Annotated in this window: 13 protein-coding genes; all 13 read right to left on the bottom strand. The window is 63.3% G+C overall.

The window, feature by feature from the left end; genetic code table 11:
* Positions 1-64: 64 nt before the first annotated feature.
* Entirely contained in the window at positions 65-829 is a 765-nt protein-coding gene (madM, locus tag NTD85_RS14575; protein ID WP_247839794.1) for a malonate transporter subunit MadM, read from the bottom strand.
* 1 nt (position 830) lies between these two features.
* On the bottom strand, positions 831-1,247 hold the full coding sequence (gene madL / locus NTD85_RS14580; protein ID WP_003229065.1) for a malonate transporter subunit MadL: 417 nt from the start codon (positions 1,245-1,247) through the stop codon (positions 831-833).
* Between the two features lie 66 nt (positions 1,248-1,313).
* Positions 1,314-2,234, bottom strand: coding sequence for a malonate decarboxylase subunit epsilon (gene mdcH, locus NTD85_RS14585; RefSeq protein ID WP_262142495.1), 921 nt, complete (start codon positions 2,232-2,234; stop codon positions 1,314-1,316).
* The gene (locus tag NTD85_RS14590) at positions 2,231-2,851 is read right to left on the bottom strand and encodes a malonate decarboxylase holo-ACP synthase (protein ID WP_262142496.1); all 621 of its coding nucleotides are present in this window, start codon (positions 2,849-2,851) and stop codon (positions 2,231-2,233) included. The genes mdcH and NTD85_RS14590 overlap by 4 nt, the downstream gene beginning before the upstream one ends.
* Entirely contained in the window at positions 2,845-3,630 is a 786-nt protein-coding gene (gene mdcE / locus NTD85_RS14595; RefSeq protein WP_262142497.1) for a biotin-independent malonate decarboxylase subunit gamma, read from the bottom strand. Before mdcE ends, NTD85_RS14590 begins: the two co-directional genes overlap by 7 nt.
* Positions 3,627-4,478 carry a biotin-independent malonate decarboxylase subunit beta gene (locus NTD85_RS14600; protein WP_003229072.1) on the bottom strand — a complete coding sequence of 284 codons (852 nt, stop codon included), beginning with the start codon at positions 4,476-4,478 and terminating at the stop codon, positions 3,627-3,629. Before NTD85_RS14600 ends, mdcE begins: the two co-directional genes overlap by 4 nt.
* Positions 4,471-4,770, bottom strand: a complete 300-nt coding sequence (locus NTD85_RS14605) for a malonate decarboxylase subunit delta (protein ID WP_201136362.1) — start codon at positions 4,768-4,770, stop codon at positions 4,471-4,473. The genes NTD85_RS14600 and NTD85_RS14605 overlap by 8 nt, the downstream gene beginning before the upstream one ends.
* The gene (locus NTD85_RS14610; RefSeq protein ID WP_262142498.1) at positions 4,770-5,642 is read right to left on the bottom strand and encodes a triphosphoribosyl-dephospho-CoA synthase; all 873 of its coding nucleotides are present in this window, start codon (positions 5,640-5,642) and stop codon (positions 4,770-4,772) included. Before NTD85_RS14610 ends, NTD85_RS14605 begins: the two co-directional genes overlap by 1 nt.
* The gene (gene mdcA, locus NTD85_RS14615; RefSeq protein ID WP_095137524.1) at positions 5,642-7,312 is read right to left on the bottom strand and encodes a malonate decarboxylase subunit alpha; all 1,671 of its coding nucleotides are present in this window, start codon (positions 7,310-7,312) and stop codon (positions 5,642-5,644) included. The genes NTD85_RS14610 and mdcA overlap by 1 nt, the downstream gene beginning before the upstream one ends.
* Positions 7,313-7,542: 230 nt before the next feature.
* Positions 7,543-7,908, bottom strand: coding sequence for a DUF6124 family protein (locus tag NTD85_RS14620; RefSeq protein WP_262142499.1), 366 nt, complete (start codon positions 7,906-7,908; stop codon positions 7,543-7,545).
* Positions 7,909-8,440: 532 nt separating this feature from the next.
* Positions 8,441-8,911: a chemotaxis protein CheW gene (locus NTD85_RS14625; protein ID WP_027610587.1), complete on the bottom strand. Its 471-nt coding sequence runs from the start codon at positions 8,909-8,911 to the stop codon at positions 8,441-8,443.
* Positions 8,904-14,804, bottom strand: coding sequence for an Hpt domain-containing protein (locus tag NTD85_RS14630; RefSeq protein ID WP_262142500.1), 5,901 nt, complete (start codon positions 14,802-14,804; stop codon positions 8,904-8,906). Before NTD85_RS14630 ends, NTD85_RS14625 begins: the two co-directional genes overlap by 8 nt.
* An 11-nt stretch (positions 14,805-14,815) precedes the next feature.
* Complete coding sequence (locus NTD85_RS14635) at positions 14,816-16,870, bottom strand: methyl-accepting chemotaxis protein (protein ID WP_262142501.1); 2,055 nt, start codon at positions 16,868-16,870, stop codon at positions 14,816-14,818.
* Positions 16,871-16,909: the final 39 nt, after the last annotated feature.

Here is a 16,909-nt window from a genome sequence, read left to right on the forward strand (position 1 = left end):
CATTCCAAATGTGGGAGCGGGCTTGCTCGCGAAAGCGTCAGCCCAGACAACTCAAATTCCGTATCTAGCCAACAATACCGCGAACAATGAAGAACAACAGCGATGGCCCCAGCAAACAGCCAAGCCCAGTGTGGAACGTCGCCGTCAACGCCCCATAAGGCACCAACCGCCGATCCGTCGCCGCCAGCCCCGCAGTTACCCCGCTCACCGTCCCGGCCAGACCGCCGAACACCATCGCCGAACGCGGGTTATCCAGGCCCATCCAGCGCGCTGCGACCGGGGTGCCGACCATCACCAGAATCGCCTTGATCAATCCGGTGGCAATCGACAGCGCCATCACATCCGAGGTCGCGCCAATCGCCGCGCCGGTCACCGGCCCGACGATATAGGTCACCGCGCCCGCGCCGATCGTGGTCATGCTCACCGCATCGCGATACCCGAAGGCCCAGGCCATGCACGCGCCGACAATGAACGGCAGGATCGTACCGAGCAGCAGCGCGATCACGCCGATCAACCCGGCCTTCTTCGCCTCGGTCGCCTGCACTTCGAACGCAGTCGCCACAATCGCGAAATCACGCAGCATCGCCCCGCCCATCAGGCCGATGCCGGAGAACAGCGTCAGATCCGCCAGGCCTTTCTGGCCGCCAGTCAGGGTGCCGCCGACCCAGGCCAGCACCAGACCGATGACGATGGCAATCGCCGAGCCGTGAATGCGCCCGAACGTCAGGCGTTTCGAGAGAACCACCGAGACCCACATGATCACGCCGACGAAAGCGAAGGCAGTGACCAGACCGTTGTGTTCCAGACCGTTTTCAATGAGTGCCCACATGTCAGCGGCCTCCTACCGGGGTGCCGACCGGAGTGACTTCCACCGGTTCGTCGGGCAACGGTTCGCCTTTATGGGTGCGGCTGATCAAGGCAATCGTGCAACCACACACCACCACCGAACCGATTGCCGCGAGCACCGCCACCGGGCCACCGTGCAGGGCGGTGACGACGTTCTGTTGCGCGGCCATCGCCACCACCACCGGAATGTACATCGCGCCCCAGAAGCCGACGCCCATTTCGCAATCCTTGGTCATGCCGCCGCGTTTCTGCATCCACAACCGCGCGCAGATCAGCAGGATCATGGCGATGCCGACCCCGCCGACGTTGGATTTGACGCCCAGCAGCACACCGAGCATGTCGCCCATGATCACCCCTGCCAGCGTACAGATCGCCAGCAGCGCCACACCGTAAATAATCATTGTTGTAGTCCTCAAAGTGCATCGTCGAATGTTGTTTTTGTTGTTCGAAGCCTGAGTCGCGGCGGTTTATGGTCGGCGGCCACCCTCCTCTCGCAAAAGCGCCTGCAAGGTGTCCAGACGCGCACTGTCGAAGGCAGTGACCGTGCCCGATTCAAACACCCGGCGCGCCAGCCCGGTCAGCACCGCACCGGGCGACAGTTCGATCTGTAGCCGCACGCCGCGCTCGTAAGCGCTTTGCACGGTGCCGCGCCAGTCCACCACGCGGCACATGTTGAAAGCGAGGTCGTCGCGCAAGGCATCAGGCTTGATCAGCGGACGCGCGCGGCTGCCACTCAGGTAAGCGATTTTCGGGGTCTTCAGTGCAACGTTGGCGAAGGCTTCGGCGAGGGTTTGCGCCGGCGCTTCCAGCAACGGACAGTGTGACGGCACGCTCACCGCCAGGCGTTTGGCCAGACCGGCGCCACGACTGCGCGCCAGTTCGGCCACCGCTTGCATCGCCGCGTCGCTGCCGGCAATCACCACCTGGTTATCGGCGTTGATGTTGGCCAGGTACACCGGCGACTCCGCACTGTGCACCTGCGCCAGCAGCGTTTCGACGGTGGCTAATTGCAGACCGATGATTGCGGTCATGCCAAAGCCTTGTGGATAAGCCTGCTGCATCAACTCGCCACGCAGGCTGACCAGATGCAACGCGTCACTGAAGCTCAAGGCCCCGGCGACCACCGCTGCCGGGTACGCACCGATGGACAGGCCGGCGACGTAATCCGCCGTGAGTCCGTCCTGCAGCAATTGTCGTGAAGCAGCGACCCCGGCGATCAACAGGCACAGCTGAACCGCCCGGGTGCTGCGTAACGCATCGGCAGAATCGAGCAGCGCGACGTCTTCACCGAGCACGTCGCTGGCCTCGATCAACGCTTCCCGAGGCAAACGCTGGAGCATGCCCGGTTGTTGCGCACCCTGGCCGGGGAACACCAACAGGCTGCTCACGCTGCCTGCTCCTGCGGGTTCCACGGATCAGTGACCAGACAGGCTTGATGGGCGTTTTTCAGCAACACCCGTGCAGACCCGCCGGCCCATTCGCGCAACGCGACTGCACCGAACGGCGTCTGCAATTGCATGTCGACTCGGCACACGGCTTGATCAAAAACCGCGACCAATTTGCGTGCCTGATTACGCGTGATCAGTTGCGGTGTCCGCAGAATCAGATCGAGGTCACTGGCCGCGTGCATCGCGGTAAAACCACTGGCCAACTCAAACCCGACACTGCCGCTGACACCCCAGACCCAGCCGCAGTCATCGAGCATTGGCCGCAGTTGTTTGAGCGCCTGCATCACTGGCAGATCGCGCTCGCAATCGACATGACAAAGCGCTTCGGGGCTGACCCGACAGGCAATCGAATCGAGCGCCATAAACGCCGCCAGCCGCTGCTCACGCAACGCACCGCGAATGCCCACCGCGACCCAACCTTCTGCGCCCACCGCGCGCCGAACCACCACCGGTTGCCCGGCAGCCAACGACTCGATTGCCCACTGCGGCGCATCCGCCGGCAACTGCGCCGGGGTCATGCCCCAGAGCAGGTCGTGAGCCAGTGGCATGTTCACCACTGCGCCCTCAGCAGTTCACGCACGCGGCTGGAGGCTTCACGGTTTTTCGCGCCGAGACGGTTGCTCAGGTCAGTGCTGGCGATATCGCCGATGGCCTGTTTCAGGCACTCGGTCACCCGCGCCAGATCCTCCGCCGTCGGCTGCTCGATCTGCTGCACCGACAAGGTTTCCCAGAGCAATCCGAGGCTGGCGTAGCTGTCGATGTCATAGGCCATCGGCGGCACGCTGGCGGCCAGTGCTTCCAGTTCCTCGACACTACGCAGCGTCACTCGCGCCGCCGAGGCCTTGCCCATCGCATGCACCATTACTCCTGGATCGCGCAGGGCAATCAAGCGGTTGGCCTGATAACCGTGGGCAAGAAACGCCCCGGACATGGCCTTGCCCACCAGCAGCGCAATCACCGGATGCCCGGCCAGACGGGCGCGGGCATAACTGTCCGCCGCCCCGGCCAGGGCCTGATGAATGCCGAGGGCTTCTTCGCGACGACCGTAAGCCTGGCTCGGAACATCGACGATGGCGATGATCGGGCGCTTCTGCGCTTCGTCGCGATCTGCCGTGATCACGTCATCCACAGCCTTGGCCAGACCCCAGCCTTCGAGCAAGCCGACTTCACCGTTGCGAGCCCGTGGGAAACGGTTGTCCGGGTCAGCGACCACCGCGATAAACCGCCCAAGTTCGCCGTCGGCGACCTTCAACGATGGCGGCAAACCTTCGACCGCTTTCGCACCAGCGCTCAGGGCGTTGAACCAGTTCAAACCGCGCACGGAATAACCACTCATGAGCGCTCTCCTTGATACAGATCGCGAACCACCGACGGTTCGATTTGCTTGGCGGTGTCCAAACGGTTCAGGCGTTGCAGAAACCAATCGGCGCGCTGACTGCGCGGCTGGGTTGGCAAGCCTTGTTGCAACAGTTCACCGACCTGCTGACGGATCTGCGCCACATCATCGGCGACATAACGATCCACCAGACCACTGGCGAAACGCTGCTCGCCACCGGTCAGGCTCCAGATGAAGGGCCGGTCGCGGGAGTCGTATTCTTCGATCCCGGCCTCCTGCTCGATCACTTGCGGGCCGTTGAGGCCGAGGCGTGCTTCCTGGGTCACCAGCAAATAGCTGCACAGCGCGGCGGCAATCGACATGCCGCCGAAACAGCCGACGCTGCCCGCGACCACACCGACCACCGGTTGGTACTGCTGCAAATCGACAATCGCCGCATGAATATCGGCAATCGCCGCCAGCCCGAGATTGGCCTCCTGCAAACGCACGCCACCGGTTTCCAGCAGCAACACAGCGCGGGTCGGGATGCCTTTGCGGTTGTCTTCGGCGGCCAGTTCCAGCGCCCCGGCAATCTTCGCCCCGCCGACTTCGCCGAGGCTGCCGCCCTGAAACGCGCCTTCAATTGCGGCAATGACCACCGGCAAACCGTCGAGGCTGCCCTTGGCGATCACCACGCCGTCATCGGCCTGCGGCACCACGCCCTGGCGTTCGAGCCATGGCGACATGACCCGTTGAAACGGGTCGAGCAATTCGCGGAAGGTCCCGGCGTCGAGCAAGGCTTTCGCCCGTTGCCGTGCGCCGAGTTCGACGAAGCTGTGTTTGTTGAGCAACGCTGCGCTGTCAGTCATGGCCGAGCTCCTCGAAACCTTGTTCCAGGCGCAAACGCACCACACCCGGCGTGGCGCCGAAATCGTGAATATCGATGGCCAGCGCTGGCGGCGTGGTGCCGTCGAACATCCGCGCGAACAGATGCTGCCAGCGCTGCTGCGCACCGTTGACCGAGGTCTGCACATTGATCGTCAGCTTGCCGGCCAGACCCGGTTCGATCAGCACTTCCAGATCGCCCGAGCCGACACAACCGACCAGCGCCCGCCCGCGTGGCGGCTGCCCGGCGGGGAATTCAAAGGATAAGGTTTCCATCAAAACGCTCCCTGAAGGATGCCGTCGCGCTCGATACGGTCGAGCAGCAGCGTGGCGGCGAGCAAGTCGGCGGCGCCACCGGGCGAGGCATTCAATGCGATGAGTTGTTGATCCAGTTCGTGCAGGCGCCGACGCCCGGTGAGGCTGGCGCTGCCGCCAGCGTCGAGCACCGCTTGCGCGCCATGTTGCATGGCCTGCAGACCTTGTTCACCGGCGCGGTAGAGCACGCAGGTGTCGGCCAGATCGGTCATGATCGCCAGCAGCGCATCGAGCCGGGCGTTCTGCTCGCCGTGGCCGCTGGCGCGGCTGCGTTTGAGTTGCGGCAGGCCACGTTGCAGCACGGACGGGAAGCCAAGTTGCGCTTCTTCGCGGGCACCGCGTGCGCCGTAGCGCAGGGCAACTTGCGCGCCGTGGCTGAGTGGGCGCGGTGCGTGGCGGTCATCGATTAAAGCCAATCGCGCAGCGCGTACGGCGACGGCACTGGCGCCGCTGGATTTAGGTTCCAGTGCCGCGGCGGTGATCAACAACCCCAAGGCCCAAATGGCACCGCGATGGGTGTTCACGCCGTTGGTGGTCGTGAGCATGGCTTGCTCGCCTTCACGGCCGATCCGACCAATCGCTTCGCGCAACGTTGAATCGACTTCTCCGATGTCCACCGCCGCTTCAGCCATTTCCTTGAACGCCGGCCACAACGACAGCGCCGAAGCGTGCATCAGCCCCAGGTGCAGATCGGTGTGCGCGCCATTGCCACGCCGGTCGACCAGCGCCGGTTTTGGCGACAGATCGGCTTCGTCGATCAGCGCATCCACCGCCAGATCGGCCAGGCGTTCGCTCAGGCTCAGGGGTTTCGCTTGCAGGTTGAGTGCGTGCATTACCAGCTCCTGAACTTGGCGGGCGGGTTGTAGAGGCCGCCGGACCACTCGACCAGATCGGCCACGCTTTTCGCCGCCAGCAGTTCGCGGGTGGCATCGGTGCGGCGGATGCCGAGGTCTTCGGGTAAAGCGATCAGGCCTTCGCGGCGCATGCGTTCGGTGTCTTTCGGGTTGTGGCGCAGACCGATGGCGGTCACGCCGGCCACCGCTGCGATCATCGCCTGGCGCTCTTCCAGCGAGCGCGCCTTGTACAGGTAGGCGATGCCTTCTTCAGTGAGCAGGTGGGTGACGTCGTCGCCGTAGATCATGATCGGCGCCAGTGGCATGCCGCTTTTCTTCGCCACTTCCACCGCGTCGAGGGTTTCAACGAAGGTCGGTTTGCCACCCTCCTGGAAGGTCTCGACCATTTGCACCACGAGTTTCTTGCCGCGTTCGAGCATCGGTTGCTGCGAGTCGTCGTGACGCATGTCGAGCCATGCCGGGGTGCCGTGACGGCGACCGCGCGGGTCGTGGCCCATGTTCGGCGCGCCGCCGAAACCGGCGAGGCGGCCACGGGTCACGGTCGAGGAATGGCCGTCGCCATCGACCTGCAATGTTGCGCCGATAAACAGATCCACCGCGTACTGCCCGGCGAGTTGGCAGAACATCCGGTTGGAACGCAGCGAGCCGTCGCGCCCGGTGAAGAACACGTCCGGGCGCGCGGCGATGTAGTTTTCCATGCCCAGTTCGGTGCCGAAACAATGCACGCTTTCGACCCAGCCGCTCTCGATCGCCGGGATCAGCGTCGGGTGCGGATTGAGCGTCCAGTTGCGGCAGATCTTGCCTTTGAGGCCGAGGGATTCGCCGTAGGTCGGCAGAATCAATTCGATCGCGGCGGTGTTGAAACCGATGCCGTGGTTGAGCGACTGCACGTTGTGTTTTTCGTAGATCCCACGGATCGCCATCATCGCCATCAACACGTGCACCGGTTTGATGTGCCGTGGGTCGCGGGTGAACAGCGGCTCGATGTAGAACGGCTTGTCGGCCACCACCACGAAATCCACCCATGAGGCCGGGATGTCGACGCGCGGCAGTTCGCTGACGTCATCGACCAACTGGTTGACCTGGACAATGACGATGCCGTCGCTGAACGCGGCCGGTTCGATCAGTGCCGGGGTGTCTTCGGTGCTGGGGCCGGTGTAGATATTGCCGGCGCGGTCGGCCATGAACCCGGCCGAGAGCACGACGTTGGGAATCAGGTCCACCACCAGCCGCGCGTAGAGTTCGATGTAGGTGTGAATCGCGCCGATTTCCAGCAGGCCGTCTTCGAGCAACTGGCTGATGCGCAGGCTCTGGGTGCCGGCGAAGGAGAAATCGAGCTTGCGGGCGATGCCGCGTTCGAACAGATCAAGGTGTTCGGAGCGACCGACGCTGGGCATGATCATGTGCAGATCATGCAGCTTGGCCGGATCGGCTTTGGCCAGCGAACGGGAAAGGAAATCCGCCTGCTTCTGGTTGTTGCCCTCCAGCACCACCCGGTCGCCGGGATGGATCAACGCTTCAAGCGCCGCGACGATCTTGTCGCTGGGCAACACCACACCATCGGCCAGCCCGCGCACCTTGTCGAGACGCCGCTGCTTCTCGTCACGCCGCCGCGTCCAGCGCGAGTCGGGGGAAATTGTTGTTGTCATGCTCACTCCACGGGGTTCGCTGTTGTGGAGCCAAGGTAGGCGTGTGAGCGGGGCGCATCAATCAAGCGCGGCGGTGAATCATTACGCTGAGCGTAACGTTCGCTGACGCATTCGCGAGCAAGCCCGCTCCCATAGGGGGATCTTTGTCGTACACAACATCTGCATCCACTGGAGATCCCCCTGTGGGAGCGGGCTTGCTCGCGAAGGGGCCAGTGCTATCACCGCATGACTCAGCCAGTTGGCACCAGCTTGTCCAACACCCGATTGACCGCCATTTCCGCCACCATCACCACCTGAGCAATACCCTGCAACGTCTTGCGGTGCGAGCCTTCAACCAGCGCCGCATGATTATTGAGCATGACCGTGGCCGAGCCGAGTGATTCGCTGGCGTCGGCCAGCAGGGATTCGCTGTCGGCGTCGGGGTTGGCCATGTACAGCGTGTTGGGGGTGTAGGGCGTGGCCATGAGGTCGGGTTTTGGCGGGCCGAGGTAATGGTCGAGGGCGCGCTCGGCGGCTTCGTGGAATTTCTTGGAGTCGGGGGCTTCGTAAGGGGATGCCGCATCTGTTGGCGGCGGACTTGGTGTTGGTTTAATCATTCTCAGGTTCCGAAATAAAGCTGGAACCGCTTCTCTGCTAAAAGAAGGGGTGGCAGCTGAACGCAGGTTAGCAGACCGGGGAACCTAAGGAAGCCGGCGCACCGAAGCGCCCTGCGCACAGCCGCCATCGAATGCAGGCACTGAGCCTGACGATGATGTATGTGCACCCTTAGATTAACCACGGGCTGCTAAACCCGATCACTGGAAATCAGTGACGGAATCAAGTTACGCAGCATGCCCAAGGCGCACAAGCCGGCGGATTCTGGTGCATGCGTAGGCAGCGGCGCAAGGATTTGTAGGCGGATTAGGCGTAACACTGAGTGTCTTTAAACAGCTGTGCTGAATGGTGTTTATTGCGCTGTAGAAATTGAGGGCTTGTCTGTCGGATCAGAGTGAAGCGACTGGCGCCTTCGCGAGCAAGCTCGCTCCCACAGGGGATCTGTGTCGTGTCCAAAATCTGTGTTCACTGAAGTTCCAATGTGGGAGCGAGCTTGCTCGCGAAGAGGCCAGCAAGATCACCGCAAATTCTGGATCAGTGGACCAGCCCCGCCTCCACCAACAACTGCTCCAACCCCAACAAATCCGGCACCTTCGCCACCTGTTCCCCGACCTGCACCGCCGCCTGTTCCAGCGCACACAACGGCACATCGACATAACTCAACTGACTGTCGAGCTTGTACGAACGCGGGATCCCCTGCACCAGCAGCGCAATGAATTTCAGCTGCGGCAGCCCACCAAGGGCATTGAGGATGACGATCCGCGCGCGTTCGCCGATGACGATTTTCTGCCCGCAGGCCGACTCGAAACTCAGCAGCGGAATTTGCCGTTCGCGCCAGCTCACCCGCCCCAGATACCACGGCGGGGTGTCGAGGTCGAAGGCGCTGGCCTGGTAGTCGATCAGTTCGGCGACGGCGACGTTGGGCAGGATCAGGTTGCGATCGGCCAGTGGCAGCAGCAGGCCGGTGAGTTGGCTGGTGCGCGCGTTGTGGCGACGCTCATGCATGTTTCTTGCTCCAGTGGGCAATGCTTTCGAGCAGCACCGATTCCTGATACGGCTTGCCAAGGTAGTCGTTGACGCCGATGGCCATCGCGCGGTCGCGGTGTTTCTGCCCGGTGCGCGAGGTGATCATGATGATCGGCAGGTGTTGCAGGCGTTCGTCATTGCGTACCTGGGTGGCGACTTCGAAGCCGTCCATGCGCGGCATTTCGATGTCGAGCAGCATCAGGTCGGGCATGTGTTCTTCGAGCAGCAACATGGCGTCGACACCGTCCTTGGCGGTCAGCACATTCATGCCGTGGCGTTCGAGCAAACGGCTGGTGACCTTGCGCACGGTCACCGAGTCGTCGACCACCAGCACCAGCAGTGGCTTCTGCGGTTCGCTGTCGATTTCCGCCTGCGCCGGACGCTGCGCAACCCGCGCCTGCATCGCGCGGATCGGTGCGAGCAAATCAAGAATCAGCACCACCCGGCCATCGCCAAGAATCGTCGCCCCGGACACGCCCTGCACCGCCGCGAACTGCGGGCCGAGGCTCTTGACCACGATCTCGCGAGTGCCGGCCATCGCATCGACCTGCACCGCGATGTGCCGGTCATTGCACTGCACCAGCAGCACCGGCAACGGCAGGCTCTGGCCGAGCAGTTTCGGGCGTGGCGCGGTTTTCAGCAGTTCGCCCAGATAGCACAACTCGTAGCGCTGACCGGCGTAGTGGTAGCTCGGCGGATCGTTGCGGTAGTGCCCTTCCAGATCATTCGGCAACACGCGGACGATGCCTTCGATGGTGTTCAGCGGAATCGCGTATTGATCCTCGCCGCACTGCACCATCAGCGCGCGGTTGACCGATACGGTGAACGGCAGACGAATGCGGAAGTGCACGCCCTGCCCCGGCACCGAATCGATGCTCATGGTGCCGCCGAGCTGGCGGACTTCCTCATGAACCACGTCCATGCCAACGCCGCGCCCGGAAATCTGGGTGATCTTTTCCGCCGTGGAGAACCCCGGCTGCAGGATGAACTGCAGCACGTCGCGGTCGCTGATTTCGGCGTCCGGTGCCAGCAGGCCGCGCTTGATTGCCTTGCGCCGCACCGCGTCCAGCGGCACCCCGGCACCATCGTCGCGAATATCGAAAACGATGTCACCGCCCTCGCGGGTCAGGTCGAGGGTGATCGTACCCTGCGCCGGTTTGCCCGCCGCCAGCCGCACTTCGGCCGACTCCAGACCATGGTCGACGGCGTTGCGCAGCATGTGCTCCAACGGCGCGGCCATGCGCTCCAGCACGTTGCGATCCATCTCGCCTTCGGCGTTGCCGATGATGAATGCGACGTCTTTGTTCAACTCTTCCGCGACCTGCCGCACGATGCGTTTGAGGCGCGGCAGCATCCGTTCGAACGGCACCATGCGCGTGCGCATCAGGCCTTCCTGCAACTCGGTGTTGATCCGCCCCTGTTGCTGCAACAGGTTCTCGGCGTCGTGGTTGCGGCGGTCGAGGGTTTCCTTGAGATCGAGCAAGTCGGAAGCGGATTCGAACAGCGCCCGCGACAGTTGCTGCAACTGTGAATGGCGGTCCATTTCCAGCGGATCGAATTCTTCGTAGCCGAGGCGTTCAGCATCGACTTGCTGGCGGCTGAGAATCCGCCCCTGGGTTTCTGTGTCGAGCCGGCGCAACTGATCGCGCATGCGCTCGATGGTGGTTTCCATCTCGTTCAGCGCGGTTTGCGCATCGCTGACTTGCTGCTCGATACGTCCACGGAAAATCGAGGTTTCCCCGGCGAGGTTGACCAGCTCATCGAGCAGTTCGGCGGAGACCTTGACCATGTCCGCGCCGGCATCGACGGCGGGTGCCGCAGGCTCGGTCTTGGCCGGAATCGGCAGCAGCGGTGGCGTGTCGAGAGTCACCGGGTGGCTGAAATTCTGGATCGCGTTGATCAGCCGATCCGCCGGTGGGCATGGCTGCCCGGCACGCACGCCATCAAGCATTTGCGCCAGCCGGTCATGCCCGCGCTGCACCAGCGCGAACAGTTCGGCGGACGGTTGCAGCACGCCGGTGGCGAGGCTTTCGTAAAGGTATTCGAGCTCATGGGCGAGGTCGCCGATCGGGCCGATCTCGACCATCCGCGCACCGCCCTTGAGGGTGTGCAGATCGCGCAGCAGGGTTTCCACTTCCTGGCGATTGCCCGGCTCGGCCTGCCAGCGCAACAGCGCGGCGCCGGAGCTTTCAATGATGTCGAAACCTTCTTCGAGGAAGATTTCCAGCAGCTCCGGATCATGCGCCGCGCTGTCGTGTTCAGCCGTCGGCTGCGCCGTTTCGGGACTGCCGGACTGGCCCTGGCGGAACTGGCGGATCGCTTCGATCAGGTCTTGCGCCGGGGTCAGCGCCTGATGGTTCTGCAACTGTTCGAGCAACTGCGCCAAGCGGTCGTGACTTTTGTGCAGCAAGCGCCCAAGCAGCTCGCTGTAACTGTGGCGACGATCCACCAGACCTTCATAAAGACTTTCCAGCTCATGGGCCAGATCGCCGATGGCATCGACTTCGGCCATCCGCGCGCCGCCCTTTAGGGTGTGCAAATCGCGCTGCAACGATGACAGCGGCGCAGCGTTGTCCGGGTCGCTCACCCAACGCTGCAAGGCCTGACCGGCACTGTCGAGAATATCCACCGCTTCTTCGAGGAAGATTTCAACGATCTCGTCGTCGGGTGCGGTCTCGGCATTGGCATGGGCGAGTTCGGCGGTCGCGGCGCCCAGTTCGCTGATGCTCAAGGTGCGGCTGCCGTCGCTGCGAATCAGCCCCATGGCGGTCGGGTCGAGGCTTTCATCGAGCAGTTCGTGCAGGGCGCGGACGCGCTGCGGCTGTGGGGTAATTTCCTGGCCTGCAGCCAGTTCGTCGAGCATGTTGATCAACGCTTCGTGGGCGTTCTGCGCCTCCTGGAAAAACCTGTCGCTGACCGCCAGGCTGCTTTCTTCGACGGCGCCATAGAGGTCGAGCAAGGCTTCGCACAACACGTCCACCGGCAGCAGATCGGCGAGGTGCGCGCCTTCGCCGAGGGTGGTCAGTTCATCCAGCAGCGCGCTGAGTTCCTGGCGCTCGCCGGGGTGTTGTTGCCAACGCTGCAACAGGCTTTCGGCGTCGAGCAGGATGTCCATGCCCTGGGCGAGGAAGTTGTTGATCAGTTGCGCATCGCGCTTGATCCGCAGACCGGTGTTCGGCGCGTTGAGGATCGCTTCCAGGCGCTCGGCCAGCAGCGCTTCGGTGCGTTTGATCAGCGACTGTGCGCCGACAATCGGCGCCAGCGGATCGTGCTTGAGCTGGCGCAGACCGACGCGGAACAGGCCTTCGGCTTCGAGGAGCAATTCCACTTCATCGAGATCCAGCGGCAACTGGTGTGCCTTGAACTCGCGCGCCAGCTTATCCAGCGGCGCCGCCAGTTCGGCAATCGGCAACACCCCGGCCATCGACGCACTGCCCTTGAGCGTGTGCAAGGCGCGTTGCAATTCGTCGCTGGCCGGCAGCGGCACATGCTCGGCGGCCTGATCGAGGAAGCGGTTGAGGCTGGCGAGGTGGGTTTCGGCCTCGTTGCGGAAAATCTCCAGCAACAGCGGGTCGAGAGCCGCCACGTCGTCGACGTCTTCGGCTGCCAGCGGCTCGACGCCTTTGGCCAGCGCATGCGCGCGGGCCGCCAGTTGATCGACATCGTTGCGTTGACGCTGACGGTGCGTGGCGAATTCGCTGATCAGCTCCGGCAGCAGCAACACTGTGTCGGTGAGCAGCTGCTGCACCTGCGCGCCTGGCTCGACACTGTGCTCCAGCACGCGGTTGAGCAGGTTTTCCACGGCCCACGCCAGCTCGCCAAGGATCAATGCGCGAACCATGCGCCCGCTGCCCTTCAAGGTGTGAAAGGCCCGACGCAATTCAGTCAGTGCGGCGCGGTCATGGGTGTCGGCCGACCAGCGCGGCAGGTATTCGTGCAGAACCTCAAGCACCTCGTCGGTCTCTTCGAGGAACACTTCGCGCAGTTCATCGTCCACCGGTTCTTCGTCGGCGGGCGGCGGCATCAGGTTGCCGGGGGTGATCAAGGCCGGCGGGTTGACCGCCGACAACGGACTGGCCAGCACCTCGGCCAGCGACTTCACGGTCTCGGGGTCATCCAGTGCCTGCAGGTCCTGCATCACCAGCGCTTCGCTGGGGCTGAGTACATCGTCGAGCAGCGGCACGTGCTGCTCATGTGGAAAGAACCCCAGGCTGGCGAGGCTTTTCTGTGCAACATCCAGCAGTTGTTCATTCGGCGCTTGCGGGTCGTCGCTCAGGCGTTCGAGGTAATACTCGAGGCTGCTGATGACGTCGGCGAGATGATCCAGTTGCTGCCAGCCCGGCTCGTGCGGATCCAGCAGCAAGTGTTCGCGAATAAAGCTGTTGCAGGCCTCGACCAGACTCGCCGCGCGGCTCAGCGGAATCATCGCCAGCGCGCCGCGCACCTGGGTCAGCAGTTCCGGCAGCGGTTGCAGTTGCTGGCGATCCCAGTCGGCGTCGATGTAGTCGACGATCATGTCCTTGGCCTGTTGCAGGCAGATGCGTGCTTCCTTGATCACGATCTGATGGATCTGCGTCAGATCAGTGGTCGGCAGGCGCGCGTCTTCGGGGCTTTCCGGCTCTACGGTGCCGACCATTCCGGCGAGGTTGGCTTCGACGTAGAGCAGCGCGCCGGCCACGTCCATCAGGGTCGCGTCGTTCGGTTCGCGCTGGCCCTGAACGAGGCCGAGTACCACCGCCAGTTGATCGATGATGACTTTGCGCGGCTGGCCGAAACCGAGCACCGCGAGGGTGTCGGCGATCTGCCGCAGCGGCGCCAGCAGACTCTCCAGATCGGAGGTGTGCTGACGGTCGCTGCGCACGAACAGGTCGAGGCGCTCCTTGACCCGCACCAGTTCTTCGCACAATGCCGCCAGCACCGAGCGCATCGCATCGCGGTCGGGACCGGCCAGACGCGCGCGTTCTTCGTCGACCATCGCGCTGTCGGGCAACGCGTCGTCCAGGGAGTAGCGATCTTTCATGGTCAGCATCTGCCCGGTGGGATGTTCGGCTTTGGCAATATAGAACAGCAGGCTTTTCAGCAGCTCCGGCGGGGGCGGCTGGTTGAGGCCGCGCATGCCCTGTTCGAGCAGGCGCTTGAGTTCCTTGTCGGCGTCCTTGAACAGGCTGCGCAACGCCGGACTGTTGGCGATGGCGCCTTCGCGCATGCCTTCGACCAGGGCTGAAGCGACCTGCCACAGCGGACTCAACGGCGCGTCAAAGCTCAGCGCTTCGAGGCGCTGGAAGACTTTCGCCAGGTATTCGAGGTGGGTCTGGTCATCCTGCTCGCGCAGCAAACCGACCAGCGCCATTTGCAGCATCTGGCGCAATTTGCGCAGCACATTGGGCAGGTCGGGAGGCTCCAGCGCGGCCAAGGCTTGTGCGCTCAACGGCGGCAAGTCCGGCAAGGGCGGGCTGAACAGGCTGGTTTCCGAGAGCAGGCTGTCGCCGCGTGCACTGCGCAAATCGTTGATCAGCGGCAGCACCACCAGCGGCAGGTCGCGGCGGGCGCTCTGCACGCGATCGAGGTAGATCGGCAATTGCCCGAGGGCTTGCAGCAGCAGGTGCAGGGCTTCGTCACGATGGCTGACGCGCTCCTGCTGCAAGGCTTCGACCAGATGCTCCATCTCTTCGGCGAGCAAAGCGGCGCCGTAGAACTCGACCATCTGCAGGCTGCCGTGCACCTGATGAATATACGTCAGACACTCGTCCAGCCCCGGTGAGGCCTGCGGGTCATCGAGCACGGCTTCAATCGCCTGATGCGCCTGCCTCAGCGTTTCGGCAATTTCACCCTTGACCCATTCGAGGGCCACGTAGTCGTGCCGGTCACCCATAACCACTCCACTCACGCCTTGTCCGTCGCGGACGCCGACGGCAAGGTGAAACCGGATACCGAACGACGCAGCTGACTGGCCATCTTCGCCAGATTGCCGATGCTCTCGGCGGTGGCGGTCGAGCCGGATGACGTCTGCGTGGTGATCTGCTGGATCACATTCATCGTCATGGAAATCTGCCCGGCCGAAGAGGTCTGCTGCTGCGCCGCATTGGAGATGCTTTGAATCAGCGCGGCAAGGGTCTTCGATACGCCTTCGATTTCTTCCAGCGCCACCCCGGCATCCTGCGCCAGTCGCGCGCCGCGCACCACTTCGGTGGTGGTCTGCTCCATGGAAATCACCGCTTCGTTGGTGTCAGCCTGAATCGCCCGCACCAGAGTTTCGATCTGCCGGGTGGCCGCGGACGAGCGCTCGGCCAGCCGCTGCACTTCGTCGGCGACCACGGCAAAACCGCGTCCGGCATCTCCGGCCATCGAGGCCTGAATCGCCGCGTTGAGCGCGAGGATGTTGGTCTGGTCGGCAATGTCGTCGATCAGGCTGACGATGTCGCCGATTTCCTGCGACGACTCGCCCAGGCGCTTGATGCGCTTGGCGGTGTCCTGAATCTGCTCGCGGATGTTGTCCATGCCGTGGATGGTGTTGTGCACCACCTCGTTGCCCTTGTTGGCGATTTCCACCGAGCGCTCGGCCACCGCCGACGACTCGGCGGCGTTGGCCGAGACCTGATCGATTGACTGGGCCATGTCGCTGATCGCGGTCGAGGCTTCGGAGATCTGCTGCGCCTGATGTTCCGAGGCCTGGGCCAGGTGCATGGCGGTGGCCTGGGTTTCCTGCACGGCGGCGGCGACCTGGCCGGCGGTGAGGTTGATGGTCGCGACCAGATCGCGCAGTTGATCGACCGAGTAGTTGATCGAATCGGCGATGGTCCCGGTGAAGTCTTCGGTCACCGAGGCGGTCACGGTCAGGTCGCCGTCGGCGAGGTCTTCGATCTCATCGAGCAGGCGCATGATCGCGTTCTGGTTGCGTTCGTTCTTCTCGGCGGTCTCGCGCAACTGGCGATTGGTTTCACGAACCATGACCATGCCGATCAGGATGATCGAGGCCAGCGCCAGCAAACCCAGCACGTAGCCGCCGATGGTGTCGGTGTTGCGCCCGCCGGCAAGGTTTTCGAAACCGGTAGCGAGGTGCGAGGCTTCGTCGAGCAGGGTCTGCGACAGGCTGAAAATGTTGCTCGCCGACTCCCGGACCTTGAACAGTTCCGGTGAGGTTTCAAGGATTTCATCCACCGAGCCGGAGACGAACTGGAACAGCTCGGAAATTTCACTCAGCCGCGCACGGGCATCACGGTCTTCGACCTGGCTGATTTTCAGGGTCTGGTTGCCCTGCAACATGCCGTTGAGGACTTGGCCGAAACGGGTGGCATCGCGGCCAAAAGCGTCGGCAGCCTGCTGCGAGTTTTCGTCGCCGGCGAGCACGGTGTTGACCGCGCCGAGAATGCGTTCAGCGAGCAGCGATTGGCGCTGGGCCATCGCCACTTGGGCGGCTGGCGCGCCGCGTTGCAGAAGGATCTCGACGACTTTTTCGTATTCGATCTGCAACTGCGGCACGGTTTCGGCCAGCGTCGCGGCGACTTGATGCAGCGAGAGCACGGTCTGTTCGCTGGAGAGAATCGCGTCGGTATTTTTCAGCAGGCGTTCCCAGTCCAGCTGCACCGCGCGCATTTCCGGGCGCACGCTGGCCGGCGCGGGTGGCAGGCCGGTGGCCGGATCGCCCTTCTTCAGGTAACCCCAGCGCTGGGCGAAATCGTTACGCGCATCGCTCAGCAACTTGAACGCGGCAGCCTTGCCGGCGGCGGCTTCAGTGGCGTTCTTGGCAATCCGCTGCGACAGCACGCGCAGCTCACCGGCGTGGCCGATGTACTGCTTGTCGTAGTTGGCCTGGGTGTTGAGGTAGGCGAAGTTGGCGAACAGCAGCATGATGAACACGATCAGTGCGATGAACAGCACAATGATCTGCGAACGACTGCGCGACCCTTCCGCCGATTTGCCTGTTTTTGCTTTTGTCATCGGTCCTCGCCTGTTTGAAGCTCACCCGTAGAACCTGTA

Source organism: Pseudomonas sp. 13B_3.2_Bac1 (assembly GCF_025466205.1).
Lineage (GTDB): Bacteria > Pseudomonadota > Gammaproteobacteria > Pseudomonadales > Pseudomonadaceae > Aquipseudomonas > Aquipseudomonas fluorescens_H.